The 23,911-nt window shown below is 71.4% G+C and carries 19 protein-coding genes; 10 read left to right on the forward strand and 9 right to left on the reverse strand.

The features are described 5' to 3' along the window. Nucleotides 1-26: 26 nt before the first annotated feature. On the forward strand, nucleotides 27-740 hold the full coding sequence (locus tag AC4BG9_RS17090; RefSeq protein ID WP_490572322.1) for a hypothetical protein: 714 nt from the start codon (nucleotides 27-29) through the stop codon (nucleotides 738-740). Continuing rightward, a complete protein-coding gene (locus AC4BG9_RS17095; RefSeq protein WP_490572323.1) occupies nucleotides 730-3,702 on the forward strand; it encodes a bifunctional [glutamine synthetase] adenylyltransferase/[glutamine synthetase]-adenylyl-L-tyrosine phosphorylase in 2,973 nt (990 codons plus the stop codon). Before AC4BG9_RS17090 ends, AC4BG9_RS17095 begins: the two co-directional genes overlap by 11 nt. Here AC4BG9_RS17095 and AC4BG9_RS17100 read toward each other — a convergent pair. Next, nucleotides 3,699-4,097: a DoxX family protein gene (locus AC4BG9_RS17100; RefSeq protein ID WP_490572387.1), complete on the reverse strand. Its 399-nt coding sequence runs from the start codon at nucleotides 4,095-4,097 to the stop codon at nucleotides 3,699-3,701. The two genes, AC4BG9_RS17095 and AC4BG9_RS17100, sit on opposite strands and share 4 nt — an antisense overlap. A 127-nt stretch (nucleotides 4,098-4,224) precedes the next feature. Beyond that, nucleotides 4,225-5,433, reverse strand: coding sequence for a TerC family protein (locus AC4BG9_RS17105; RefSeq protein ID WP_490572324.1), 1,209 nt, complete (start codon nucleotides 5,431-5,433; stop codon nucleotides 4,225-4,227). A gap of 183 nt (nucleotides 5,434-5,616) precedes the next feature. Between AC4BG9_RS17105 and AC4BG9_RS17110 the strand changes: the two genes are divergently transcribed. Further along, a complete protein-coding gene (locus tag AC4BG9_RS17110) occupies nucleotides 5,617-6,834 on the forward strand; it encodes a lipase family protein (protein ID WP_490572325.1) in 1,218 nt (405 codons plus the stop codon). An 18-nt stretch (nucleotides 6,835-6,852) separates the two neighbouring features. On the opposite strand, the gene AC4BG9_RS17115 is transcribed toward AC4BG9_RS17110, so the two are convergent. The 4 genes from AC4BG9_RS17115 to AC4BG9_RS17130 are packed head-to-tail and all read right to left on the reverse strand — an operon-like array spanning nucleotide 6,853 to nucleotide 10,290. Beyond that, nucleotides 6,853-7,089 (reverse strand): hypothetical protein, encoded by a 237-nt coding sequence (locus tag AC4BG9_RS17115; RefSeq protein ID WP_490572326.1) that lies wholly within the window; start codon nucleotides 7,087-7,089, stop codon nucleotides 6,853-6,855. Next, nucleotides 7,086-8,060: a carbamate kinase gene (gene arcC, locus AC4BG9_RS17120; RefSeq protein ID WP_490572327.1), complete on the reverse strand. Its 975-nt coding sequence runs from the start codon at nucleotides 8,058-8,060 to the stop codon at nucleotides 7,086-7,088. The genes AC4BG9_RS17115 and arcC overlap by 4 nt, the downstream gene beginning before the upstream one ends. A gap of 1 nt (nucleotide 8,061) precedes the next feature. Then, nucleotides 8,062-9,063, reverse strand: a complete 1,002-nt coding sequence (argF, locus tag AC4BG9_RS17125; protein ID WP_490572328.1) for an ornithine carbamoyltransferase — start codon at nucleotides 9,061-9,063, stop codon at nucleotides 8,062-8,064. Nucleotides 9,064-9,066: 3 nt separating this feature from the next. Next, nucleotides 9,067-10,290, reverse strand: coding sequence for an arginine deiminase (locus tag AC4BG9_RS17130; RefSeq protein WP_490572329.1), 1,224 nt, complete (start codon nucleotides 10,288-10,290; stop codon nucleotides 9,067-9,069). A 164-nt stretch (nucleotides 10,291-10,454) separates the two neighbouring features. Here AC4BG9_RS17130 and AC4BG9_RS17135 point away from each other — a divergent pair, with 164 nt between their 5' ends. Beyond that, complete coding sequence (locus tag AC4BG9_RS17135; RefSeq protein ID WP_490572330.1) at nucleotides 10,455-11,984, forward strand: YfcC family protein; 1,530 nt, start codon at nucleotides 10,455-10,457, stop codon at nucleotides 11,982-11,984. Nucleotides 11,985-12,028: 44 nt separating this feature from the next. Then, a complete protein-coding gene (locus tag AC4BG9_RS17140) occupies nucleotides 12,029-12,943 on the forward strand; it encodes a universal stress protein (RefSeq protein WP_490572331.1) in 915 nt (304 codons plus the stop codon). Nucleotides 12,944-12,958: 15 nt separating this feature from the next. Here the strand turns inward: AC4BG9_RS17140 and AC4BG9_RS17145 are convergent, their stop codons facing one another. Both AC4BG9_RS17145 and AC4BG9_RS17150 read right to left on the reverse strand, forming a co-directional pair. Then, nucleotides 12,959-14,695 (reverse strand): sensor histidine kinase, encoded by a 1,737-nt coding sequence (locus AC4BG9_RS17145; protein ID WP_490572332.1) that lies wholly within the window; start codon nucleotides 14,693-14,695, stop codon nucleotides 12,959-12,961. Nucleotides 14,696-14,791: 96 nt separating this feature from the next. Beyond that, entirely contained in the window at nucleotides 14,792-15,472 is a 681-nt protein-coding gene (locus AC4BG9_RS17150; protein WP_490572333.1) for a response regulator, read from the reverse strand. Nucleotides 15,473-15,781: 309 nt separating this feature from the next. Between AC4BG9_RS17150 and AC4BG9_RS17155 the strand changes: the two genes are divergently transcribed. The 4 genes from AC4BG9_RS17155 to AC4BG9_RS17170 all read left to right on the forward strand — a co-directional run bounded on the left by AC4BG9_RS17155 (nucleotide 15,782) and on the right by AC4BG9_RS17170 (nucleotide 18,564). Beyond that, entirely contained in the window at nucleotides 15,782-17,137 is a 1,356-nt protein-coding gene (locus AC4BG9_RS17155; protein WP_490572334.1) for an amidohydrolase, read from the forward strand. A 10-nt stretch (nucleotides 17,138-17,147) separates the two neighbouring features. Next, entirely contained in the window at nucleotides 17,148-17,681 is a 534-nt protein-coding gene (locus AC4BG9_RS17160) for a DUF1269 domain-containing protein (protein ID WP_490572335.1), read from the forward strand. After that, a complete protein-coding gene (locus AC4BG9_RS17165; RefSeq protein WP_490572336.1) occupies nucleotides 17,678-18,148 on the forward strand; it encodes an Hsp20/alpha crystallin family protein in 471 nt (156 codons plus the stop codon). Before AC4BG9_RS17160 ends, AC4BG9_RS17165 begins: the two co-directional genes overlap by 4 nt. 221 nt (nucleotides 18,149-18,369) lie before the next feature. Then, nucleotides 18,370-18,564, forward strand: a complete 195-nt coding sequence (locus AC4BG9_RS17170) for a hypothetical protein (protein ID WP_490572337.1) — start codon at nucleotides 18,370-18,372, stop codon at nucleotides 18,562-18,564. Here AC4BG9_RS17170 and AC4BG9_RS17175 read toward each other — a convergent pair. Continuing rightward, entirely contained in the window at nucleotides 18,551-21,421 is a 2,871-nt protein-coding gene (locus AC4BG9_RS17175; RefSeq protein WP_490572338.1) for a cation-translocating P-type ATPase, read from the reverse strand. The genes AC4BG9_RS17170 and AC4BG9_RS17175 overlap by 14 nt on opposite strands. Nucleotides 21,422-21,445: 24 nt before the next feature. Between AC4BG9_RS17175 and AC4BG9_RS17180 the strand changes: the two genes are divergently transcribed. Further along, a complete protein-coding gene (locus tag AC4BG9_RS17180) occupies nucleotides 21,446-23,893 on the forward strand; it encodes a phosphoketolase family protein (RefSeq protein WP_490572339.1) in 2,448 nt (815 codons plus the stop codon). The last annotated feature ends 18 nt before the right edge of the window (nucleotides 23,894-23,911 follow it).

Genomic DNA, 23,911 nt, shown 5'->3' on the forward strand with positions numbered 1-23,911 from the left:
CGCGCCCGGTCCTGGACCCGACGCCCGTGCCCCACTCGTCCGCGGTGGCGGGCTCCGGACACGTGCCGAGGCGCCGACCCGTCGTGGGCCGCGACTACCGGGTGGACCCCACCCGCGTCACCGGCCCGATCCGGCTGGTCCTCGAGCCGATGCTGTGGGTCGCCTTCGCCAGCGGGGTCGTGTGGCTCCTGGTGGCGGTGGACCCCGGGGTCCGGGACCCCGACGCCGGCGTCGCGGTCTACCGTCACACCCTGCCGTTGGCGCTCCTGGTGGGCACCCTGCTGGTCGTGTCCACGGTGACCGCGCTGATGTGGCTGCCCACCTCGACGACGGCCGCCCGGGCGCGCACGTCGTTCGCCGGTCTGGGGATGCTCGCCTCCGGGTGGCTCTTCTCCGCGGTCAACCCGGTGGACACCACCGACTTCCTGAGCCTCTCCTGGGCCTGCATCGCGGTCGGCGTCCTGCTCGTGGCCGTCTGCGCCGTGCCGTGGCCCACCAAGGCCTCGCGCCACCCCGGACCCCGCGGCCCGCTGGCCAGGGCCCTGGTGCTGAGCCTGGTGGTGGCCGTCGGCTGCGTCTCGCTGCTCGCCTGGGAGAGCGCCCAGGAAGGCCTCGTGGGCCGGGGCCCGGGCACCGGTGACGCCTGGGACGAGCTGCTGCCGCTGCTGAGCCTGCTGGTCGTGCTGATCGCGGGCGTACGACTCGTGCTCCGGCTGCCCTCGCGAGACCATGCGCGCTGACCTGGGAACCACCCGGCTGATCAGGGCGGGCTTCCAGGACCTGGAGCGGGCCCGCACGGGACTCGCGGCCCTGGGTGCTCATGCCGCCGCGCTGCTGGACCTGCTCTCCCGCGCGGCCGACCCCGATCTCGCGCTCTCCTCGCTGGTCCGTCTCGCCGAGGCCGCCGACCCGGCCGACGACCTGCTGGAGTCCCTCGCCTCCGACGAGGGTTCGGCGATGCGGGTGGTGGCGGTGCTCGGGGCGAGCGAGTCGCTCGGGGACCACTTGGCGCGCCACCCGGAGCAGTGGCGCGAGCTCACCGACCCCTCGCTCGGCTGCACCCGTCCGGCCGCCTGGTGGTTGCGCGCCCAGCTGCTGGCCAGCGTGGGAGCCTCCGCCGACGACGAGATGCCGGTCGCCACGGTGGAGGACCACGCCGCGGTCGACGCACTCCGGGTCGAGTACCGCCGGCTGCTGCTCCGGCTCGCCGCCCGGGACCTCGCCCACCACCAGGGAGTGGACGACCTCGCCGCCGAGCTCTCGGACCTGGCCGCCGGCACCCTGGAGGCGGCGCTGGCCGTGGCCCGGGCCCGGGTGGGGGAGGACGCCGCCACCGCGCGGCTGGCCGTGGTCGCCATGGGCAAGTGCGGGGCCCACGAGCTCAACTACGTCTCAGACGTCGACGTGATCTTCGTGCACGAGGCGGTCGAGGGCGCCGACGAGAAGAAGGCCACCCGGGTGGCCACCCAGCTGGCCGCCCAGCTGATGCAGGTCTGCTCCGACCAGACCCGCGAGGGCACGATCTGGCCGGTGGACGCCGGGCTCCGCCCGGAGGGCAACGCCGGGCCCCTGGTCCGCACCCTGGCGAGCCACCAGGGCTACTACGAGCGCTGGGCGAGGACCTGGGAGTTCCAGGCGCTGCTCAAGGCGCGCCCGGTCGCCGGCGACCTCGACCTCGGCCGGCGGTTCGTGGCGATGGTCTCGCCGCTGGTGTGGTCGGTGGCCGAGCGGGACGGGTTCGTCACCGACGTGCAGGCGATGCGCCGACGGGTGCTGGAGCACATCCCCAGCAAGGAGGCGCAGCGGCAGCTCAAGCTCGGCTCCGGCGGACTGCGCGACGTGGAGTTCGCCGTCCAGCTGCTCCAGCTGGTCCACGGCCGGGCCGACGAACGGCTGAGGGTCGCCACGACGCTGAGCGCGCTGGCGGAGCTGACCCGCGGCGGCTACGTCGGGCGCGAGGACGGGGAGACCCTGCACCGCGCCTACGCGTTCCTGCGCACGCTCGAGCACCGGATCCAGCTCTTCCGGCTCCGCCGCACCCACGTGGTGCCCTCCGACGAGGGCGACCTGCGCCGGCTGGGCCGCTCGCTGGGGTTCGCCAAGGAGCCGGTGCAGCGGCTTGAGGAGACGTGGCACCACCACCGGCGCGAGGTGCGACGCCTCCACGAGAAGCTCTTCTACCGGCCGCTGCTCGACGCGGTGGCTCGCATCCCCGGCCCGGACGCCCGCCTGACCATCGACCAGGCGCAGGCGCGCCTCGCGGCGCTCGGCTACGCCGACCCGAAGGCCGCGCTGCGGCACCTCGAGGCCCTGACCAGCGGTGTCTCCCGGTCGGCGGCGATCCAGCGCACCCTCCTCCCGGTGATGCTGGAGTGGTTCGCGGACTCCCCGGACCCGGACGCGGGGCTCTTCCGCTTCCGGCGGATCAGCGAGGCGCTGGGGGACAGCCACTGGTACCTGCGCCACCTGCGCGACGAGGGGCAGGTGGCGCAGCGCCTGGCGCGGCTGCTGTCCACCTCGGCCTTCGCCACCGACCTGCTCGAGCGCGAGCCCCAGGGCGTGCGCATGCTGGGAGCCGACCTGACCCCTTTGGGGCCCGGGGTGCTGAGCACCGAGATGCTCGCCACCGCCCGGCGCCAGGAGGGCCCGGAGGACGCCGTGCGCTCGGTGCGCGCGATCCGGCGCCGCGAGCTCTTCCGGATCGCGGTGGGGGACCTCTTCGGCGAGATCGACGTGGCCGACGTGGGCCGTGCCCTCGGCCGGCTCACCGACGCCACCCTCGAGGCGACCTTGGACGTGGCCGTCCGGCAGGCCTGCGCGCAGCGTGGGCTGGCCGAGCCGCCCGCCCGCCTGGCCATCGTGGCGATGGGCAGGTACGGCGGCTTCGAGCTCTCCTACAGCAGCGACGCGGACGTCATGTTCGTCTACGAGCCGGTCGACGGGGTCGACGGGCAGACCGCGGCCGGGTGGTCCCAGGCGGTGGCCAACGAGATCCGCCGGCTGCTGGCGCTGCCGGGCAGCGATCCCGCGCTGGAGGTGGACGCCGACCTGCGGCCCGAGGGCAAGCAGGGACCCCTGGTGCGCACCCTCGAGTCCTATGCGGCCTACTACGCCAAGTGGTCCCACGTCTGGGAGGCCCAGGCCCTGCTGCGGGCCGACGCCGTGGTGGGCGACCAGGGCCTGCGGGACCGCTTCACCGAGATGATCGACCCGCTCCGCTTCCCGCGCGGGGGAATCAGCGCGGACGAGGTGGTCGAGATCCGCCGGATCAAGGCCCGGGTCGACGACGAGCGGCTGCCGCGGGGCGCCGACCCGCGCACCCACCTCAAGCTGGGGCGCGGCGGGCTCGCCGACGTCGAGTGGACCGTGCAGCTGCTGCAGCTGCGCTTCGCCGGCGACCTGGAGGGCCTGCGCACGCCGCAGACGCTCCAGGCCCTGCAGGCCGCCGCCGACTACGAGCTCCTGCCCCAGGAGGACGCCCGCACCCTCGTCGAGGCGTGGCGGATGGTCAGCCGGGTCCGCAACGCCGCCACCCTGGTGCGGGGTCGTCCGGTCGACCAGCTGCCCCAGGACGCCCGCGAGAAGGCGGCCGTGGCCAGCGTGCTGGGCTACGGGCCGGGGGAGTCGGACCGGATGGTCAACGACTACCTGCGGATCACCCGCCGGGCTCACACGGTCGTGGAACGGATCTTCTGGGGCTAGCGTCCGGCTTCGCGCCGGGCCTGGCGCAGCGCCTTCCAGGCGCCGCTGGACCACAGCGCCCACGCGACCAGGAGCGGCTGGAAGAAGAGCCGCCCGAACCGCTTGCCGTCGGTGTCGAGGCCGAACGCGTCGGTGCCCTCGACGTACTGGGCGATGTTGCCCGGGAAGATCACGACGAAGAAGGTGGCGGCGGCCAGCCCCACGCTCACCCGGGGCCGCTCCAGCAGCAGGAGCCCGAGGCCCAGCCCGATCTCGGCCACTCCCGAGACCACCACGACGACGTCGGTGTCGACCGGGAACCAGTCGGGCACCTGCGCCGAGAACTCCTGGCGGGCGACGGTCAGGTGCGAGGCCCCGGCGAAGGTGAGCACGCCTCCCAGCACCCAGCGGGCCAGCCGTTGCGGCACCGACGTCGCGGGAGCGGGACGGGTGGTCGCGCGGCGTACGAGATCGAGCACGTCGTCCTCCGGAGCTGGTCGGGGTGGTTCGGGCCCCTGCTGGGCGGCCTCAGGCGTTCGGGCCTCAGGCGTTCGGGGTGGTCTCGCCCCGCTCGACGGCGCCGTCGTGGCTGGCCTGCACCTGGTCGAGCAGCTCCATCAGGGGCTTCTCCTGCCGCGCCTTCTCCTGGTACTTCGGGCCGAGGGCACGGATCTGCTCCCGCTCGGCCAGCAGCGCCTGGTAGATCCGCTCCCGCTCGGCCGCGTCGTGGGTGTACTCGGAGTCCAGGTAGGCCTTGGCGTGCCGGCGGGCGTTGGCGATGGCGTTCTGGGCCTTGCCCGCGGGGCTGACCAGGGAGGCGATGACGGTCAGGATCAGGGTGCCGACGATGACGGTGAGGGAGAGACCGATCCCGACCTCGACCACCGGGACGTGCTCGCCGTCGTTGATGAACGGCAGGTTGTTCTCGTGCAGGGCGTGCAGGATCAGCTTGACGCCGATGAAGGCGAGGATCGCCGCCAGCCCGTAGGAGAGGTAGATCAGGCGGTCGAGCAGGCCGTCGATGAGGAAGTAGAGCTGGCGCAGGCCCAGCAGCGAGAACGCCGTGGCGGTGAAGACGATGAAGACGTCCTGGGTGAGGCCGAAGATCGCGGGGATCGAGTCGAGCGCGAAGAGGATGTCGGTGCCGCCGATGGCGACCATCACCAGCAGCATCGGGGTCATCACCCGCTTGCCGTTCTCGATGGTGAAGAGCTTGTCGCCGTCGTAGTAGTCGGTGGTGTGGAAGACCTTGCGGGCCATGCGGATGATGAAGTTGTTGGCCTCCTCGTCCTCCTCGTCCTCGGGCTTGAGGAGGTTGCCGGCGGTGATCAGCAGGATCAGGCCGAAGAGGTAGAAGATCCAGGCGAACGAGTTGATCAGCGCCGCGCCCAGCAGGATGAACCCGGTGCGGGCGATCAGCGCGAAGACGATGCCGAAGAGCAGGACCTTCTGCTGGTCCTCGCGAGGCACGCGGAAGCTGGACATGATGATGAGGAAGACGAAGAGGTTGTCGACCGAGAGCGCCTTCTCCGTGATGTAGCCGGCGAAGTACTCCGAGCCGGCCTGGCCGCCCCCGAAGAGGAGGACGCCGAAGCCGAAGAGGATCGCGATGCCCACGTAGAGCGCCGACCAGAGCGCGGCCTCGCGCAGCGTGGGGACGTGGGCCTTGCGGACGTGGAAGAAGAAGTCGAACGCCAACAGGGCGATGATGCCGACGATCGTCAGACCCCAGACTGCTGGGCTCACGTCCATGTGTTCTGCTCCTTGCTCGACCCGATGACCCGGAAAGTCTCGCAGACGCCCGGTGAGTCCCCGTGGCCCGCACCCACCAGCAAGGTGAGACAGGTGTCTCATGGTGGCGTCATGACTCTTGCGTGTGAGGTGGGCCACATGCTCTGCTGCGGCTACCACAGCTCGGGGGCAAGAGGAGAGATCGTGAAGATTCGACGCATCATCACCGTGCTGGCCGCCTGGACGGCCGGGGTCGCGCTCGGGCTGGCTCCGGTGCCGGCCCAGGCCGCGGAGCCGCTGCCGCCCTTCTACCAGGCGCCCGCCTCGCTGCCGGCGGCGAACGGGGACCTGATCCGTAGCGAGCCCCTGAACATCCTGGTCGACCCCTCGAAGCTCTTCGGGGTGCGCTCCCGCGCCACCCGGGTGCTCTACCGCTCGACCGACCGCACCGGCGCCCCGATCGCGGTCTCGGGGTCGGTGATCGTGCCCGAACGCGCCTGGGTCGGTCCGGGTCGGCGACCCGTCATCGGCTACGCCGTCGGCACCCAGGGCATCGGTGACACCTGCGCCCCCTCCCGCCTCTTCAGCGAGCTGCTGGAGTACGAGTCGATCTTCATGTCGGGCCTGCTGGCCCGCGGCTACGCGATCGCGATGACCGACTACGAGGGACTGGGGACCGCGGGGGAGCACACCTACATGGACCGCCGCTCCCAGGGCCAGGCGGTCCTCGACATGGTCCGCACCGCGCAGCGGCTCCCCGGCAGCGGCCTCTCCGCCCAGCACCCGGTCGCGTTCTACGGCTACTCCCAGGGCGGCGCCGCGGCCGCCTCCGCGGCCGAGCTCGCCGCCTCCTACGCGCCGGAGCTGAAGGTCAAGGGCACCGTGGCCGGGGCCGCGCCCGCAGACCTGCGGGCCCTGCCGGGAGCCATCGACGGGACGCTCTACTCCGAGTTCACCTGGTACGCCATCGCCGGTCTCTCGGCCAGCTACGGCCTGGACATCACCACCTACCTCAACGCGGCGGGCAAGGAGATGTTCGCCGGGATGCAGGACAACTGCGTCTTCGACCTCTTCGGGTCGGCGTTCACCAAGTCGTCGGACTACACCGCCGACGGGGCCAGCCTGGGCCAGCTCATCGAGCGGGAGCCGTTCCGCACCATGATCGACGACCAGCGGATCGGGCGGATCCGGCCCAGCGCCCCGGTGCTGCTGACCCACAGCCTGCTCGACGACGTGGTGCCCTACCGGGTGGGCAAGCAGCTCGCCAGGGACTGGTGCGACCGGGGGGCCAACGTGCGGCTGAGCACCAACGCCACCCCGCTGCACGTGGGCGGCATGCTCAACAACGCCACCGAGGTCTACGGCTTCCTCGAGGCACGGTTCGCCGGCATCCCCGCCGCGTCGTCCTGCTGGCGGCTCTGAGGCGCGGGAGGGCGCGGCTCAGGCCGGGTCGTCGTGCGGCCCCAGCAGGGGGTTGGGCTTGGGCACCGAGGTGTCGTGGTTCCCGTAGTGGTCCCCAGGACACATGTCGTAGCTGTGGGTCGGGTCCGGGTCGAACCAGCCGACGCTCTCGGTGTGGACGAGGTCCTCGGCGCAGTGGCGGCACCGGGCCGGGACGAGCCTGCCGCGGTGGAGCCGGCGCAACGGCTTGCGCCGGCCCTCCCCGTAGCCGGTCACGACATCGCGACCCGCAACGTGTCAGGGTTGCTGGGCGCCACGGCCGGGAGGCCCTGGTAGGACCCGTTGGGGGTCACCACGGTGCCGGACTCGCCGTTGAGGATCTGCTGGGCCTCCTCGAGCCGGCCGATGGCAGCGATGCCCCCGGTCAGCTCCACGAACCGGCAGACCGCCTCGACCTTGGGCCCCATCGACCCGGCCGCGAAGTCCATCTCACGCAGGCTCTTGGGCGTCGCCTGGCGCACCGGCTCCTGCTCCGGGGTGCCGAAGCCGCGCATCACGCTCGAGACGTCGGTCAGCACCAGGAGGATGTCGGCGTCGAGCGCCTCGGCCAGCACCGAGCTGGTGAGGTCCTTGTCGACGACGGCCTCGACGCCGGTCAGCTGGCCGTGCTCGTTCCGGATCACCGGCACCCCGCCACCGCCGGCGCAGACCACCACGGCCCCGCTCTGCAGCAGCTGCCGGATCAGGCGCGTCTCCACCACCCGGTGCGGGCGGGGAGAGCCGACCACGCGGCGCCAGCCGGTGCCGTCGGGCTTGACGACCCAGCCGCGGTCCGCGGAGAGCTGTCGCGCCTCCTCCTCGGTGTACATCTCACCGACGAACTTGGTCGGGTTCGCGAAGGCGGGGTCGGCCGCCTCGACCAGCGTCTGGTTGATGATGGCCGCCACCTGCCGCCCGGGCAGCTCGTTCTGCATCGCCTGGAGCAGCCAGTAGCCGATCATCCCCTGCGTCTGGGCGCCGAGCACGTCGAAGGGGTACGGCGTGGTCAGGCGAGGGTCCGAGGCGCTCTGGAGGGCCAGCACGCCCACCTGGGGACCGTTGCCGTGGGTGAGGACCAGCTCGTGGTCGGTGGCCAGCGGCGCCAGCGAGCCGACCGCCCGCCGGACGTTCTCCTCCTGCACGTCGGCGTCCGGCTTCTGACCGCGTTGCAGGAGCGCGTTGCCACCCAGGGTGGCGACGATACGCACCTCAACCCCCCAGGGTGGCCACGAGCACGGCCTTGATGGTGTGCATGCGGTTCTCCGCCTGGTCGAAGACGATCGAGTGCTTGGACTCGAACACCTCGTCGGTGACCTCCAGCGACTCCATGCCGGTCTCCTGGAAGAGCTCCTCGCCCACCTTGGTGTGGCGGTCGTGGAAGGCGGGCAGGCAGTGCATGAACTTGACCCTCGGGTTGCCGGTGGCCTCCACCACGCTCATGCTGACCTGGTAGTCCTTGAGCTGGTCGATGCGCTGGGCCCACAGCTCCTTCGGCTCGCCCATCGAGACCCACACGTCGGTGTAGAGGAAGTCCACCCCGGCGACGCCGGCGGAGACGTCGGCCGTGTGGGTGATGCGGGCTCCCGTGTCGTCGGCGATGCGGGTGGCCTCGGCGATGATCGCCTCGTCGTTCCACAGTGACTCCGGCGCCACGATCCGCACGTCCATGCCCATCATCGCGCCGGTGACGAGCAGCGAGTTGCCCATGTTGTTGCGGGCGTCGCCGAGGTAGGCGAAGGCGATCTCCTCGTCGTGCTTGGCGCTGTGCTCGCGCATGGTGAGCATGTCGCAGAGCATCTGGGTGGGGTGCCACTCGTCCGTCAGCCCGTTCCAGACCGGGACCCCCGCGTAGGCGGCCAGCGTCTCGACGTTGGTCTGGGCCGAGCCCCGGTACTCGATGCCGTCGTACATCCGGCCCAGCACCCGGGCGGTGTCCTCCATCGACTCCTTGTGCCCGATCTGCGACCCGGTCGGGTCGAGGTAGGTCACGCGGGCACCCTGGTCGAACGCGGCGACCTCGAAGGAGCAGCGGGTGCGGGTGGAGGTCTTCTCGAAGATCAGCGCGATGTTCTTGCGAGCCAGTCGCGGCTGCTCCGAGCCGACGTACTTCGCGTGCTTGAGCTCGGCGGCGAGGTCGAGCAGGAAGCGCCACTCCTGGGGGGTGAAGTCCAGCTCGCGGATGAAGCTGCGGTTCCTCAGGTTGAAGGCCATGACTCAGATCCCTTCCCGCTCGACGGGGCACGACATGCAGCGCGGGCCGCCGCGGCCACGCCCGAGCTCGTTGCCCCGGATCGTGATCACCTCGACGCCCTTCTTGCGCAGGTAGGTGTTGGTGGTGACGTTGCGCTCGTAGGCGACGACCACGCCGGGCCTCAAGGCCAGCACGTTGCAGCCGTCGTCCCACTGCTCGCGCTCCGCGGCGTGCACGTCCTGGGTGGCGGTGAGGACGTTGATCGAGTCCAGGCCGAGCGCCTTCGCGATCGCCAGGTGCATGTCCTCGGCGGGGTGCGGGGTGATCTTGAGCTCCGTCTCGCTGTCGCCCGGCTCGATGGTGTAGGCCGGCAGCATCCCCAGCCCGACGTACTTGGTGAAGGTGTCCTCGTTGACCATCGTCATCACCGTGTCGAGGTGCATGAACGCCCGGGCCATCGGCATCGACAGTGCGACGACCTTGCTCGCGCTCCCCTTCTTGAAGAGTCGGCGGGCCAGCCGCTCCACGCCTTGGGGCGTGGTGCGCTCGCTCATCCCGATCAGCACCACGCCCCGGCCCAGGACGAGGATGTCGCCGCCCTCGGTGGTCGCGGTGCCGTTCACGGTGCCTTCGGACCACACCTGGTAGGAGGCGTCGGCGAAGCGGGGGTGCCAGCGGTAGATCGCCTCGTAGTGGATCGTCTCGCGGGCGCGGGCCCGCTTGCGCATCGCATTGATCGAGACGCCGTCGAAGATCCAGGCGGAGGTGTCGCGGGTGAAGAGATGGTTGGGCAGCGGGGGCAGCAGCAGGTCGTCGAGGTCGAGGGCATGCACCACCAGGGAGGCGGGCTCCTCGACGCGCTCGAGCAGCTCGCGCTTGGTCATCCCACCGATCAGGTGGGTCGTCAGCTCCGCATTCTCCATCGACCCGAAGGCGCTGTGCAGGCTCGCCATGGCCATCGGCCCGTAGACGAGCTCGTTGAGCGACTGCTCCAGGATGAACTTCTTCGCCTCGGGGATCGCCAGGGTCTCGGTCAGGAGCTGGTCGAGCAGGTAGACCTGCACGCCCTGCTCCCGCAGCACCTCGGCGAAGGCGTCGTGCTCGAGCTTCGCGTTCTTGACCCACAAGACGTCGTCGAACAGGAACTCGTCGTGGTTGCTCGGCGTCAGCCGCTTCAGTTCCAGGTCCGGACGGTGGAGGATCACTTGCTTCAGTCGGCCGACCTCGGAGTCCACGTGCAGGGTCATGTCCTGTTCCTTCCGGTTGTCTTGTCTTTCACCCTGCGTCTTCTCCGGCGCCTGGGGGAGGGGCCGAAGGTCACGAGCCCCGATGCCAACCGGCCGGTGTGGGGGGGACGCCCGCGCGGTTGCATGGAGGCGCCCACTTCGTCGGACCGAGCAGAGGTATCTCCGTGGCCAGACACGCGGCACAAGGATCCGACTCGTCGACAGACGAGCCGAAGAAGTCGAGGGAGCTGAGGTTCCCGAGCGCGTTCACCGTGCTCTTCGTGGTGACCGTCGTGGTGTGGCTGCTGGCCTTCATCATCCCGACGGGCAGCTACCAGAACGACGCCGAGACCGGCGCCCCCATCCCCGGGAGCTATGAGCGCACCGACGACCCCCTGACCTTCGGTGGCCGGCTGATGCAGCTCTTCCTGGCCCCGGTCAACGGCCTGTACGGCGTGCAGAACGCCGACGGCTTCATCGGGCCCTACGAGGCCGGGGAGCTCTACGGCGCGGCGGGCGTCTTCCTGTTCGTCATCGCCATCGGCATCTTCATCACGATGTCGATGACCACCGGGGCCATCGACAACGGGGTCGCCCGGATCGCCCACCGGATGAGCCACCGCGGACCGGTGCTGATCGCCGTGCTGATGGTGCTCTTCTCCGTGGGGGGCACGACCGAGGGCATGGCCGAGGAGACCCTCGGGTTCTACGCCCTGGTCATCCCGCTGATCCTGGCCCTCGGCTACGACCGGATGGTCGCCACCGGGGTGATCATGGTCGGCGCGGGCGTCGGCGTCCTCGCCTCGACCGTCAACCCGTTCGCGACCGGCGTGGCCTCGGACGCAGCCGGGATCTCGATCGGCGACGGCATCGGGCTGCGTTTCCTGATGTACGTGCTGCTGGTGCCCGTGGGCATCTGGTGGGTGCTGCGCTACGCGCGCCGGGTCAAGGCCGATCCGGCCGTCTCCTACACCGGTGTGGTCCCGGGCGACGAGGAGATCCGCTCCAGCGGCCTCGGCGAGCCCCCGGTGCTCACCGGCAAGCAGAAGCTGGTGCTGACGCTGGTGGGGCTCACGTTCGTCTTCATGATCTTCGCGATCGTGCCGTGGGCCCAGGTCATCGACGGGCCGAACGCGGAGAGCTACAGCTGGCAGCTCGACTGGTACTTCCCCGAGCTGGCGGCGCTGTTCCTGGCCATGTCCCTCGTCGTCGGCCTGATCGGCGGTCTGGGGGAGAAAGGGTTGACCGACACCCTGGTCAGTGGCGCCGGCGACTTCATCGGAGTCGGCCTGATCATCGTCCTGGCGCGCGGCGTCACCGTGATCATGAACAACGCCGAGATCACCGGGACCATCCTGCACTCGATGGAGGAGCTGGTGAGCGACACCAACTCCGGGCTCTTCGGAGCCGTGATGTTCCTGATCAACCTGCCCTTGGCGTTCCTGGTGCCGTCGTCGTCGGGGCACGCTGCCCTCGCCATGCCGATCCTGGCCCCGCTGGCCGACTTCGCCGGCGTCAGCCGCGCCATCGTGGTGACGGCCTACCAGTCCGCGTCCGGAGTGGTGAACCTGATCACCCCGACGTCGGCGGTGGTCATGGGTGGCCTCGCGCTGGCCAAGGTGCGCTACGACCAGTACGTGCGCTTCGTGGCTCCCCTGCTGGGGATCCTGCTGGTCCTTTCCGCGGTGATCATCGCCGTGGCCGCGTCCTTCTGAGCACCCCACTTGCCCTCACCGACCCGTGGAAGGAACGAGAGCGAGTGAACACCCTTCTCCAGCCACTGCTCGTCGGCGTCGTCGGGTCACCGGCCATCCACGGGGCCGTGCGCGCCGCGGTGGCCGAGGCGCGGGAGCTGGGCGCGTCGCTGAGGCTGGTGCACGTCGTGCCGGACCACCTTCCCCTGGTCCCGGTCGACGCGCTGGTGGGCCGCGAGCTGGTCAGCAGGGGAGCAGACCTCCTGGCGAGCGCGGCGGCCAGCGTCGCGGCCCTGGCCCCCGACCTCGAGGTGGAGACCCAGCTGCGTCGCGGCGGCGTGGCGACCCAGCTCGCCGCCGCCGGTGAGGACGCCGCCGCGCTCTACGTGGGCCGCGAGGGCCCGCAGCTGGGGCACGTCCTGAAGGGCAACGCGGCAGCCGGGACAGCGGCTCGCGCGCCCTGCCCGGTGGTGAGCGTCCCCGCGGACTGGCAGCCCCGGCCGAAGCGGGGCAAGGTGGTCGTGGCACTGAAGATGGGCGCCGACGCCTCGGAGCTCTTCGCCGACGCCTTCGCCGAGGCCGGCACGCGCGGGGACAGGGTCGTGGTGCTGCACTCGTGGGGCCTGCCCGCCATGTACGACGACCTCGTGGTCTCGCAGGCGGGCCCCATGGAGCCGGCCCGCCGCTCGTCCGCGGTGCTCGAGCAGCTTCTCCAGGAGTGGCGCACCAGCTATCCCGGTGTCGAGGTCGAGCTCCGGGTGGTCCACGACGAGCCGGTGCGTGCCCTCGTGGCGGCGTCCAGGGTGGCGGACCTGCTGATCCTGGTGCGCCGGCCCCACGGGCCCAAGCAAGGAAGCCTCGGCGGCACGGCCCGAGCCGTGCTGCGCGGCGCCGAGTGCCCCGTACGGGTGCTCCCGCCCTCGCGGCCCCCCGGCCAGCCCGCTCTGGTGCTCGAGCGGTCGGGCGGCCTGGTGACCTGAGGAGTCCGGCCGCGGTCAGGGGATGGGCACGGTCCAGACCAGGCTCGTCCCGTGCCTGGGGGACGAGCGGACGCGGAGCCGCCCGCCGCGTCGCTCGGCGCGCCGGCGGACGTTGGCGAGCCCGCTCTCGACGGCCGACTCAGGGATCCCGATGCCGTCGTCGATGACCGCGACCACGACCTCCTCCACGACGCTGACCTGGACCGAGCACGTGGTCGCCCCCGAGTGACGGACGGCGTTCGAGAGGGCTTCGCTCAGGACGGCGAGGACGTCGGAGAGGAGGTCCTGGTCCAGGACGGTCCTGATCGCGCCCCGGAACTCCAGGGTGGGCCTCAGCTTCATCGTCCGGGTCGCCCGGTCGACCAGCTCCACGATGGCGGACCGGGGATCCAGGTCGTCGTCCACCGGTCCGAGCCGGAAGATGGTGCGTCGGATGTCGCGGATCGTGGTGTCGATCTCGTCGGAGGTGCGGGCGAGACGGCGTGAGATCTCGTCGGGGTCCCGGAGCCACGAGATCCCCTGCATCTCCAGACCCAGCGCGAAGAGCTTCTGGATGACCAGGTCGTGCAGGTCGCGGGCGATCCGGTCGCGGTCCTGCAGCACCGCACGCCGCTGGTCGGCCTGTCCGTGGCGCGCCTCGCTGAGGACCAGGGGGGCCTGTTCGGCGAGCGTGGCGGCCAGGGCGGTCCGGGGCCGCTGGCGGTCGGGGACGCCGTCCCTCCTCCAGGCCAGGGTGATGACCGCCTCCAGTCCCGCGGAGCTCGAGATGGGGACGACCAGTCCCGGCCCCGTGGGAGCCAGGCCGAGCGCGGCCGGGACGTCGACCGCGTGGCGGTGGTCCGCGATGCTCTTGACCGTCATCGCCCGTCCGGTGGTCGCGACGTCGCGGGCCAGGGAGGTGGTGAACTCCAGGGCGGCCATCTCCTCGGCCGTGGCCTCGAACCCCGAGACGACACGCAGCCTCAGGTCCGCCGGGTCGGAGCCGGTGACCACCCATGCCAGATCGGCTCCGGAGAGGTCCCGAGCCCAGTCGCAGACGTGCTGGAGCGCGACGTCGTCGGGCTCGCCGTGGAAGAGCTCGGAGGCGGCCGAGAGCCAGTGCTCGCGCTGGGTGACCTGCGCGCGCAGCCGGGACCCCTCGATCGCGACCCCGGCCGCACCCGCCAGGGCCGAGGCGATCTGCTCGTCCTGCTCGGTGAACCCCGCCCCGGAGCGCTTGTCGCCCAGGTGGAGGGTGCCGAACACCTGGTCGCCGACCTGGATGCCGGCCTCGAGGGCCAGCGTGGTCGGCTGCTGCGCGCCCGGCTGGCGCAGCTGGCGCCACGCCAGCGTGCCGTCCGTCTCGTCGCCGGGCCCGTCGCCGGCCAGGACGGCAGGGTCGTCGGCGGCCGGCTTCCGCTGGGTGGGCACCCCGAGTGCCTCCGCGGGCAGCCCGGGGGCTTCCGCCGCCAGCCCGGCCTCCTGGGTGGTGACGAAGCCCCGGGGCGCGGGCGGGCGCTGGTCGTGGTCCAAGAGCTTGAGCGTCCCGTAGCGGGCGCCGGTGAGGTCCATCCCCACCTGGACGATCCGAGCAAGCTTCCCGTCGAGGGGGAGCCCCGAGGAGAGACTGGCCAGTGTGCCGAGCAGCAGCCGCCACTCCTGGTTCGCCACCGTGCCGGCCGACGCGCCCGCTCGAAGCATCAGCTCGTCGAAACTGGCCTGGGGGTCGTGCGGCGAGGCCTGTGCCTCGCGGTCACCCGAGATGTCATGCATGCTCACTCCTCCGCGGCCGCTGTCTTGACTGACGGGTTCACGTACCCCATTTGTGTCGGAGCATCCCCATTCCGGGGGATGGGCCCATGAACCCGCTCAGCGGGGCTCGGGGTGACCGTGCGTGGCGATGATGGCGGCCTGGGTCCGCGAGCTGACCCCGAGCTTGCCCAGCATGGTGGAGACGTAGTTCTTGGTGGTCTTCTCGCTCAGGTGGAGCTGCGAGGCGATCTGCCGGTTGGTCAGGCCCTGCCCGACCAGGGCCAGCACCTGGCGCTCCTTGGGGGTGAGGTGCCGGGTGAGCGGGTTGACCGGCGGCCCGTCGCGCAGTCGCGCCAGCACACGGGCGGTGAGGGCCGGGTCGAGCATCGACTGACCGGCCGCGACGCGACGTACCGTGTCGGCCAGGTCCGCGGCCTTGACCTGCTTGAGCACGTAGCCGGAGGCCCCGGCCATGATGGCGGCGAAGAGCGCCTCGTCCTCCTCGTAGGAGGTGAGCATGAGGGCGGCGATCTGGGGGTCCACCGAGCGCACCTGACGGCAGACCTCCACACCGGTGCCGTCCGGGAGCCGGACGTCGAGGACCGCGACGTCGGGGCGGAGCGCGGGGATGAGGTGCGCCGCCTGCTGGGCCGACCCGGACTCGCCGATGACGACGATGTCCCCGTCCCGTTCCAGCACGCTGCGGATCCCGTGGCGGACAAGCTCGTGGTCGTCGAGTAGGAAGACCGTGACCGGGCGCTGCGGCCCGGTGGCCGAGCCCGTCCCCTGCTCATGCATGGGCCCAATCTACGGTCAGCCCCGCCACCACAACCTAGACCTGAGGCAGCGATCTCTCGGGCCCTTGGCCTCTTGCGGATTTCGCCGGAATAGGGCAAGGAGCGGTTCGCCACCCGCCCGTGCCGTGACCGGGGGCGGCCCGGCCGGTGGCGGTGAGGAAGTGTCCAGAGGTCCTCACCGAGGGGTGTCGTTTGGCCCTGCGCGGCGACGCGGCGCCCGCCCCACGCTGGTGGTGCGCCGTCGCCCGGTCGGGGGACGGCACTCGGTCAGGACCACCCGCCCTGCTGGCTTACCCGAGAGGCGTGACAGATGACAGTGCTCGACAACCTCCGGCTCGACCCCGCGCTCCGCGACCTCTACCGCGACCTCCACCGTCATCCCGAGCTCGGCTTCCAGGAGCACCGCACCGCGAGGGTCGTCTCGCAGCGGCTCGAGGCGCTGGGCTACCAGGTGACCACCGGGATCGGGCGCACCGGTGTCGTGGGGGTGATGACCAACGGACCGGGATCGACGGTCCTGCTCCGCGCCGACATGGACGGCCTGCCGGTCAAGGAGGAGACGGGACTCGACTACGCGAGCACCGAGACCGCGGTCGACGCCCAGGGCGTCCGGGTGCCGGTCAGCCATGCGTGCGGCCACGACCTCCACACGACTTGCCTGCTGGGCGCGGCCGAGATCCTGGCCCGGGACCGGGACAGCTGGTCGGGCGCGCTCGTGCTGGTCTTCCAGCCGGCCGAGGAGCTCGGCGCCGGCGCCCAGGCCATGGTCGACGACATGCTCTTCGGGCGCTTCCCCGTGCCCGACGTGGTGCTGGGCCAGCACGTCTCCCCGCTGCCGGCCGGGACCATCGCCGCCCACGCCGGTCCCGCCTACGCGGCATCGGACTCGTTGCGCGTGCGGCTGGTCGGCAAGGGTGCGCACGGCTCGATGCCCCAGAACTCGATCGACCCCGTGGTGATGGCTGCCGAGACCGTGCTGCGGCTGCAGACGATCATCTCCCGGGAGATCCCCAGCACCGACGTGGCGGTGCTGACGGTCGGCGCGGTCCACGCCGGAAGCACCGCCAACGTCATCCCGGGCGAGGCCGAGCTGCTGCTCAACATCCGCAGCTACGACGAGGCGGTGCGCAGCCGGATCCTCGACAGCGTCGAGCGGATCGTCCGGGGCGTGGCCGCGACCGCCGGAGCTCCCCAGCCGCCCGAGGTCATCCGGACCGAGGGCTTCCCGGTGGTCAACGACGCGCGTGCCCTGGACAGGACGCTGCGTGGCCTCGCCGCCTGGGTCGGCGAGGAGCACATCCTCGATCCGGGCGCCGGCGCCGGCAGCGAGGACGTCGGGATCCTCGCCACCAACGCCGGCGCCCCGCTCTCCTTCTGGTTGCTCGGGGGCAGCGATCCCTCGCTCTTCACCACGGGCGGTCTCGACGACCCGGCCCTGCTCAAGGTGCCGAGCAACCACTCTCCCAGGTACGCGCCGGCGATCGAGGTGGCCCTGCCGATGGGTGTGCAGGCACTCGTGACCGCTGCGAGGTCCTGGCTGCGCACCCGCGCCGCAGCGGGTGGGCAGCGGGTCTCCGGACCGGGACGGCCCGACGCGGGCAACCAGGATCACCACCACCCGGTGGCGAGCACAACCGTGGGCCGGCTTTCCGGACCGCGACGATGAAGGAGCAGGCGTGGCGACACTGACAGTGTGGAAGTTCGACAGTCCCGACGGGGCCGAGAAGGCGGAGAAGGCGCTGGCCGAGCTGCAGAAGAAGGAGCTCATCCAGGTGCTCGACGCGGCCACGGTCTCCTGGCCGGAGGGGAAGAAGAAGCCCAAGACCCGTCAGGCCAACGACCTGGTCGTCACCGGTCTGGTCGGCGGCATGTTCTGGGGACTGCTGTTCGGGCTGATCTTCTTCATCCCCCTCATCGGCCTCGTGGTCGGTGCCGCGGCCGGGGCGTTGTTCAGCTCGATGGCCGACGTCGGCATCGACGACGACTTCATCCGGTCGGTGCGCGAGAAGGTGACCCCGGGGACGTCGGCCCTCTTCGTCCTCAGCGCCAGCGCAGTGGTCGACCGGGTGCACTCCTCCCTGCGCGAGCAGGGGATCCGGGGCGAGCTCATCGAGACGAACCTGTCGGCGGACCAGGAGGCCAAGCTCCGGGAGATCCTCGACGACGGCGACGCCGACGCCGACCAGCCGCGACACGAGGCGACGTCGTGAGCATCCAGAGCCGGCGGGAGACCCAGCCCCTGCTGGGTGAGCTGATGAGCTGGCTGGGACCGCACGGGGTCGACCCGCAGGTGCGGCTGGAGGAGTGGGTCGAGGGGGACCGTCGGTTCGTCCGGGCGGACATCCCCGGCGTCGACCCGCAGCGAGACATCGAGCTGACCGTCGACGGCGGGCTGCTCCACCTGCGGGGCGAACGCCGTTCCGAGACCCGCGAGCGGCACCGGACCGAGATTCGCTACGGCACCTTCTCGCGAGTGATCCCGCTCCCGCCCGGGACGCGCGCGGAGGACATCTCGGCCGAGTACGCCGACGGGGTGCTGACCGTCTCCATGCCGGACGGCACGGCGTCGAGCGCCAAGAGCATCCCGGTGAGTGTCCGCTCCGGGGCCGGTGGGTCGGGCGAGCGGGACAAGCAGGAGAACCAGGAGAACCGGGAGAACCAGGACAAGCAGGGCTAGCAGGGCTAGCCGGACCAGCGACCGGCGTCCGTCCGTGGCGTCCTCCACCCGAGGAGGACGCCACGGCTCTGCCGTGTCCGTGCCGTGCCCGTGCCGTGCCCGTGCCGTGCCCCGGGCCGTGGGGGAGGGGCCGGGCGGCCGGGGCGGGGGAGTCCTTGGTCTCGGGAGTGGGTGCCGACAAGCACTGCCCGGTGGTGGGCGGCCCGGCGCATCGTCGGGACATGAGCACGAACCAGCGTCCGTCGGTCCCCCGCCCGTCCGTCGACATGGGCTTCCTCGAGCGCAAGCCCCGGCTCGGGATGAGCCTGACGTTGCTGGTGCTCGTGCTGGTCGGGGTGGTGGGAGGCAGTGCCATCGGCCTGGCGCTCTCGCGCAGCGTCCAGTGGCTCCTCGCGTCGTTCCTCAGCGGTTCGTGAGGTCGTCGCTCATCCGCAGCAGCACCTTGCGGACCTCGTCGTACCAGAGCACGACCGAGGCGAGGGCCACGCACGCCGCCCAGTGAGCCAGGTCCAGGGACTCGGTGCCGAAGGCCACCTGGAGGAACGGAACCTCCACGACCGCGACCTGGAGCACCACCCCGAGCCCGATCGCGCCCCACAGCCACCCGTTGGTGAAGAGGCCCCGGAAGGCGCTCGACGTCTCCGAGCGGGCGTTGAGGGAGTTGAACAGCTGGGCCAGCACCAAGGTGGTGAATCCGGCCGTGCGAGCGACCTCGAGGGTGTCGTCCCCCTCCACCAGACCGCCCGGCAGGAACAGGTCGATCGCGAGCAGGGTCACCAGGGCCATCACCAGCCCGATCGTGAAGATGCCGCGCCACATGCGGGCGTCGATCGCCCGGTCCGTCATCCGACGCGGTGGCCGCGCCATCACGTCGTCGATCTCCGGGTCGATGCCCATCGCCAGGGCGGGGGTGGAGTCGGTGACCAGGTTGATCCACAGGATCTGGGTCGCGAGCAGCGGCAGCACGATCGCCGACCCCTGGGCGGCGTCGTCGAGGCCGATCGCCCCGGCCGCCACGACACCGAGGAAGACCGTGAGGACCTCGCCCATGTTGGAGGAGAGCAGGTAGCGCAGGAACTTCTTGATGTTGTCGAAGATGACCCGCCCCTGCCGGACGGCGGCGACGATCGTGGTGAAGTTGTCGTCGGCCAGGATCATCCGCGCGGCCTCCTTGGTGACCTCCGTCCCGGTGATGCCCATCGCGACGCCGATGTCGGCCGACTTGAGCGCCGGTGCGTCGTTGACCCCGTCGCCGGTCATGGAGACGATCTGCCCGTCGGCCTGCAGCGCGTCGACCAGCATCAGCTTGTGCTGGGGGGACACCCGGGCATAGACGGAGACCTCGCGGGTGAGCTCGCGCAGCCCCGCCTCGTCCAGGGTGTCCAGCTCCGCGCCGGTGGCGGCGCGATCTCCCGGCCCGACGATGCCGAGGTCCTGGGCGATGCGCAGGGCGGTGGTCGGGTGGTCGCCGGTGATCATGATGACGCGGATGCCGGCCCGGTGTGCCTCGTCGATGGCCGGCGCCACCTCCGCACGCGGGGGGTCGATGATGCCGACGACGCCGAGCCAGACGAGGTCCTGCTCGAAGGACTCGTCCATCCCGGCGTCGTCCTCGGGCCGCGTCGAAGGCGGCTCGCCCACGCGACGACACGCGACACCCAGGGTGCGGTAGGCGTCGGCGGAGAGCTCCTCGATCTCGGCCAGACGCATGGTGCGGTCCTGCTCGGTGAGCGCCACCGCCTCGCGCCCCACCTGCTGCCGGGTGCAGCGGGCCAGCAGCACGTCGGGAGCGCCCTTGCTGAAGACCACCCGGGTGCCGTCGCGCGTGTCCTGGTCCAGGGTGGACATCATCTTGCGGTCGGAGGTGAACGGGATCTCCGCCCGGCGCGCGAAACGGCTCGTCCACTCGGTGGTCCCCTCGAGCTTGCGGCTCGCGACCAGGAAGGCGGCCTCGGTGGGGTCGCCCACGACCTCCCACGCACCGTCGCGCTCACCGAGCTGGGCGTCGTTGGCCAACGAGCCCGCGCCGAGCACGAGTCGCACCTCGTGCAGCTGCGCGCCGGTCAGCGGTCCGCCGTCGCTGCGCACCTCGCCCTGGGGCCGGTAGCCGACCCCGCTGACCTCCGCCCGGCCCGCCGCGGTGACGACGCGGCCGATCGTCATCTCGTTGCGGGTCAGGGTGCCGGTCTTGTCGGTGCAGATGACCGAGGCCGAGCCGAGCGCCTCCACCGAGCTGAGGCTCTTGACCACGGCGTTGCGCTTGGCCATCCGCTGCACGCCGATGGCCAGCACGACCGACAGGATGGCCGGGAGTCCCTCCGGCACCGCCGCGACGGCGAGGGAGACGCCGAGGAGCAGCACCTCCACCAGGTCGTCGGGGTCGGTGATGCCGTCGACCACGATGATGGTGAGCATCACGACGATCGCGATGACCACGACCCCCCTGCCCAGCATCCGGCTGATGTCGGCCACCTCGCGCTGCAGGGGAGTGGGCTCCTCGACGGTGGCGTCGAGCAGGTCCGCGATGGCCCCGATCTCGGTGTCCATGCCGACCCCGGTGACGATCGCGCGGCCGGTGCCCTGCGACACGGCGGTGCCCTTGTAGACCATGTCGAGCCGGTCGCCGAGGGGGGCCTGGTGCTCCAGTGGCGTCGGGTCCTTCGTGACGGCCTCGCTCTCACCGGTCAGGGAGGCTTCCTGGATGCGGAGCGAGCTCGCGCTCAGCAGGCGGGCATCGGCCCCCACCGCGGCACCCTCGTCGAGGACGAGCACGTCGCCCCTCACCAGCTCCGCGGACGGGAGGGTGCGCAGCAGGCCGTCGCGCAGCACGGTGGAGGTGGCGGCGGTCATGCTGCCCAGGGCGGCGACCGCCTCCTCGGCGCGGGACTCCTGGCTGTAGCCGAGGACGGCGTTGAGCACCACGATGGCGGTGATCACCAGGGCGTCGACGGGGGTGCCGGAGGCGCCCTCGAGGGTCCAGGCGACCAGTGAGATCGCCACGGCCGCGAGCAGCAGGTAGACCAGCGGGTCCTGGAACTGGGCCAGCACCTGTCGCCAGGCCGGGACCCGTCGGCTGGCGCGGAGCTCGTTGGGGCCGTCGGCGGCCAGCCGGGCGCTCGCCTCCTCCTCGGAGAGCCCGCGGGCGGGGTCGACCTCGAGTGCGCGCGCCACGGCCTCGGCCGTGAGCAGGGACGGGTCGTCCGGCAGCTCGTGAGCGGATGGGTCGAGCACCATGGTGGGCCTCCCGAGACGCCGCGCTCTCGACGCGGCCATGACTCCAGGCTAGCGTCGCAGTGCATGGGTACACCCGAGGTCATGAGCGGCTCCGGCGGTGGGCCGCCCCTCGGCCCCGCCGAGCTCCGGCGGATCGACGCGTGGTGGCGGGCCGCGAACTATCTCTCGGTCGGCCAGATCTACCTGATGGACAACCCGCTGCTGCGCGAGCCGCTGCGGCCAGAGCACGTGAAGTCGCGGCTGCTGGGGCACTGGGGCACCACGCCCGGCCTCAACTTCGTCTACGCGCACCTCAACCGGGCGATCACCGCCCGCGAGCTGGACATGATGTACGTCATCGGCCCGGGGCACGGCGGGCCGGGTCTGGTGGCCGCCGGCTGGCTGGAGGGGACCTACAGCGACGTCTACCCCGACGTCGGCCTCGACCTGGCCGGGATGCGCCGGCTCTTCCGCCAGTTCTCCTTCCCCGGCGGGATACCGAGCCACGTGGCGCCGGAGACCCCCGGCTCCATCCACGAGGGTGGAGAGCTGGGGTACTCGCTCTCCCACGCCTACGGGGCCGCCTTCGACAACCCCGACCTGGTGGTCGCGGCGGTGGTGGGGGACGGCGAGGCCGAGACGGGCCCGCTGGCCACGAGCTGGCACTCCAACAAGTTCGTCGACCCGCGTCGCGACGGAGCGGTGCTGCCGATCCTGCACCTCAACGGCTACAAGATCGCCAACCCGACCGTGCTGGCCCGGATCAGCGACGACGAGCTCGAATCGCTGCTGCGCGGCTACGGGCACGCCCCCCACGTGGTGGCCGGCTCCGACCCCGAGGAGATGCACCAGGCTTTCGCCGCCACGTTGGACCTGTGCCTGGACGAGATCGCCGACATCCAGCACGAGGCCCGGGCGGCTGTGGGCGCTCCGGTGCCCCGGCGGCCGTGGCCGATGATCGTGCTGCGCTCCCCGAAGGGGTGGACCGGGCCGGCTGAGGTGGACGATCACCGGGTCGAGGGGTCGTGGCGCTCCCACCAGGTGCCGTTCGCGCGGGCCCGGGAGGACGACTCGCACCGTGCCGTCCTCGAGCGGTGGCTGCGCAGCTACCGCCCCGAGGAGCTGTTCACCGACGACGGGGCTCCGGTGCCCGAGATCGCCGAGCTGCACCCGCCGGGGGAGCGGCGGATGAGCGCCAACCGGCATGCGAACGGCGGCCTGCTGCTCCGGGACCTGAGGATGCCCGACTTCCGGGACCACGGGGTCGAGGTGACGGCGCCGGGCACGGGCGCGGTCGAGGCGACGAAGGTGCTGGGCGGGTTCCTGCGTGACGTGATGGCCGCCAACATGGACCGCTTCCGCCTCTTCTCCCCCGACGAGAACAACTCCAACCGGCTCCAGGACGTGCTCGAGGTGACGTCCCGCACCTGGAACGCCGAGCTCCTGCCGGACGACGACGCCCTCGCCGTCGACGGACGGGTGATGGAGATCCTCTCCGAGCACACCTGCGAAGGGTGGCTCGAGGGATATCTGCTGACCGGCCGCCACGGGCTGTTCTCGTGCTACGAGGCGTTCATCCACGTGGTGGACTCGATGTTCAACCAGCACGCCAAGTGGCTGAAGGTGACCAACGACCTCGCCTGGCGCCGTCCCATCGCCTCGCTCAACTACCTGCTGACCTCGCACGTGTGGCGCCAGGACCACAACGGCTTCTCCCACCAGGACCCGGGGTTCGTCGACCACGTGGTCAACAAGACGGCGGACGTCATCCGCGTCTACTTCCCGCCGGACGCCAACACCCTGCTCTCGGTGACCGACCACTGCCTGCGGACCCGCCAGTACGTCAACGTGATCGTCGCGGGAAAGCAGCCGGCCCTGCAGTACCTCACGATGGACGAGGCGGTAGCGCACTGCACGAAGGGCATCGGCATCTGGGAGTGGGCCGGCACGCACACGGGGGAGGAGCCGGACGTGGTGATCGGCTGTGCCGGCGACGTGCCGACGATGGAGGCGCTGGCCGCGGTCCAGCTGCTGCGGGGCTTCTTCCCCGACCTGGCCGTCAGGTTCGTCAACGTGGTGGACCTGATGCGCCTCCAGGACGAGCGCGAGCACGCCCACGGCCTCTCCGACGCGGCCTTCGACTCCCTGTTCACCAGGGACAAGCCGGTCATCTTCGCCTACCACGGGTACCCCACCCTCATCCACCGCCTCACCTACCGGCGGCACAACCACCCGAACCTGCACGTCCGCGGCTACAAGGAGGAGGGCACCACGACCACCCCGTTCGACATGACCGTCCTCAACCAGGTCGACCGCTTCGACCTGGCGATGGACGTGATCGACCGGGTCCCGCGCCTCCAGGCCGTGGGCGGACCGGTTCGCGAGCTGCTGACGAACAAGCTGGTCGAGCACCGGATCCACATCCGCACCCACGGCGAGGACCTCCCCGAGATCCGGGACTGGCAGTGGCAGCCGGGGTCCGGCCCCCACGCCGTCACCCCGGATCCCGAGCGCACCGCGCCGGAGGGCTGAGCGCGTGGACCCGCTCCG

The sequence above is a fragment of the Nocardioides sp. Z40_12 genome (genome assembly GCF_058215795.1).

Bases quoted from the DNA above. Each gene is read 5' to 3' on its own strand.
- AC4BG9_RS17095 (WP_490572323.1), top strand. From the start codon at position 730: ATGCGCGCTGACCTGGGAACCACCCGGCTGATCAGGGCGGGCTTCCAG.
- AC4BG9_RS17150 (WP_490572333.1), bottom strand. From the start codon at position 15,472: ATGCATGAGCAGGGGACGGGCTCGGCCACCGGGCCGCAGCGCCCGGTC.
- AC4BG9_RS17170 (WP_490572337.1), top strand. From the start codon at position 18,370: ATGAGCACGAACCAGCGTCCGTCGGTCCCCCGCCCGTCCGTCGACATG.
- AC4BG9_RS17180 (WP_490572339.1), top strand. From the start codon at position 21,446: ATGGGTACACCCGAGGTCATGAGCGGCTCCGGCGGTGGGCCGCCCCTC.
- AC4BG9_RS17175 (WP_490572338.1), bottom strand. From the start codon at position 21,421: ATGGCCGCGTCGAGAGCGCGGCGTCTCGGGAGGCCCACCATGGTGCTC.
- AC4BG9_RS17130 (WP_490572329.1), bottom strand. From the start codon at position 10,290: ATGACCCTGCACGTGGACTCCGAGGTCGGCCGACTGAAGCAAGTGATC.
- AC4BG9_RS17145 (WP_490572332.1), bottom strand. From the start codon at position 14,695: ATGCATGACATCTCGGGTGACCGCGAGGCACAGGCCTCGCCGCACGAC.
- AC4BG9_RS17155 (WP_490572334.1), top strand. From the start codon at position 15,782: ATGACAGTGCTCGACAACCTCCGGCTCGACCCCGCGCTCCGCGACCTC.
- AC4BG9_RS17105 (WP_490572324.1), bottom strand. From the start codon at position 5,433: ATGGACGTGAGCCCAGCAGTCTGGGGTCTGACGATCGTCGGCATCATC.
- argF (WP_490572328.1), bottom strand. From the start codon at position 9,063: ATGGCCTTCAACCTGAGGAACCGCAGCTTCATCCGCGAGCTGGACTTC.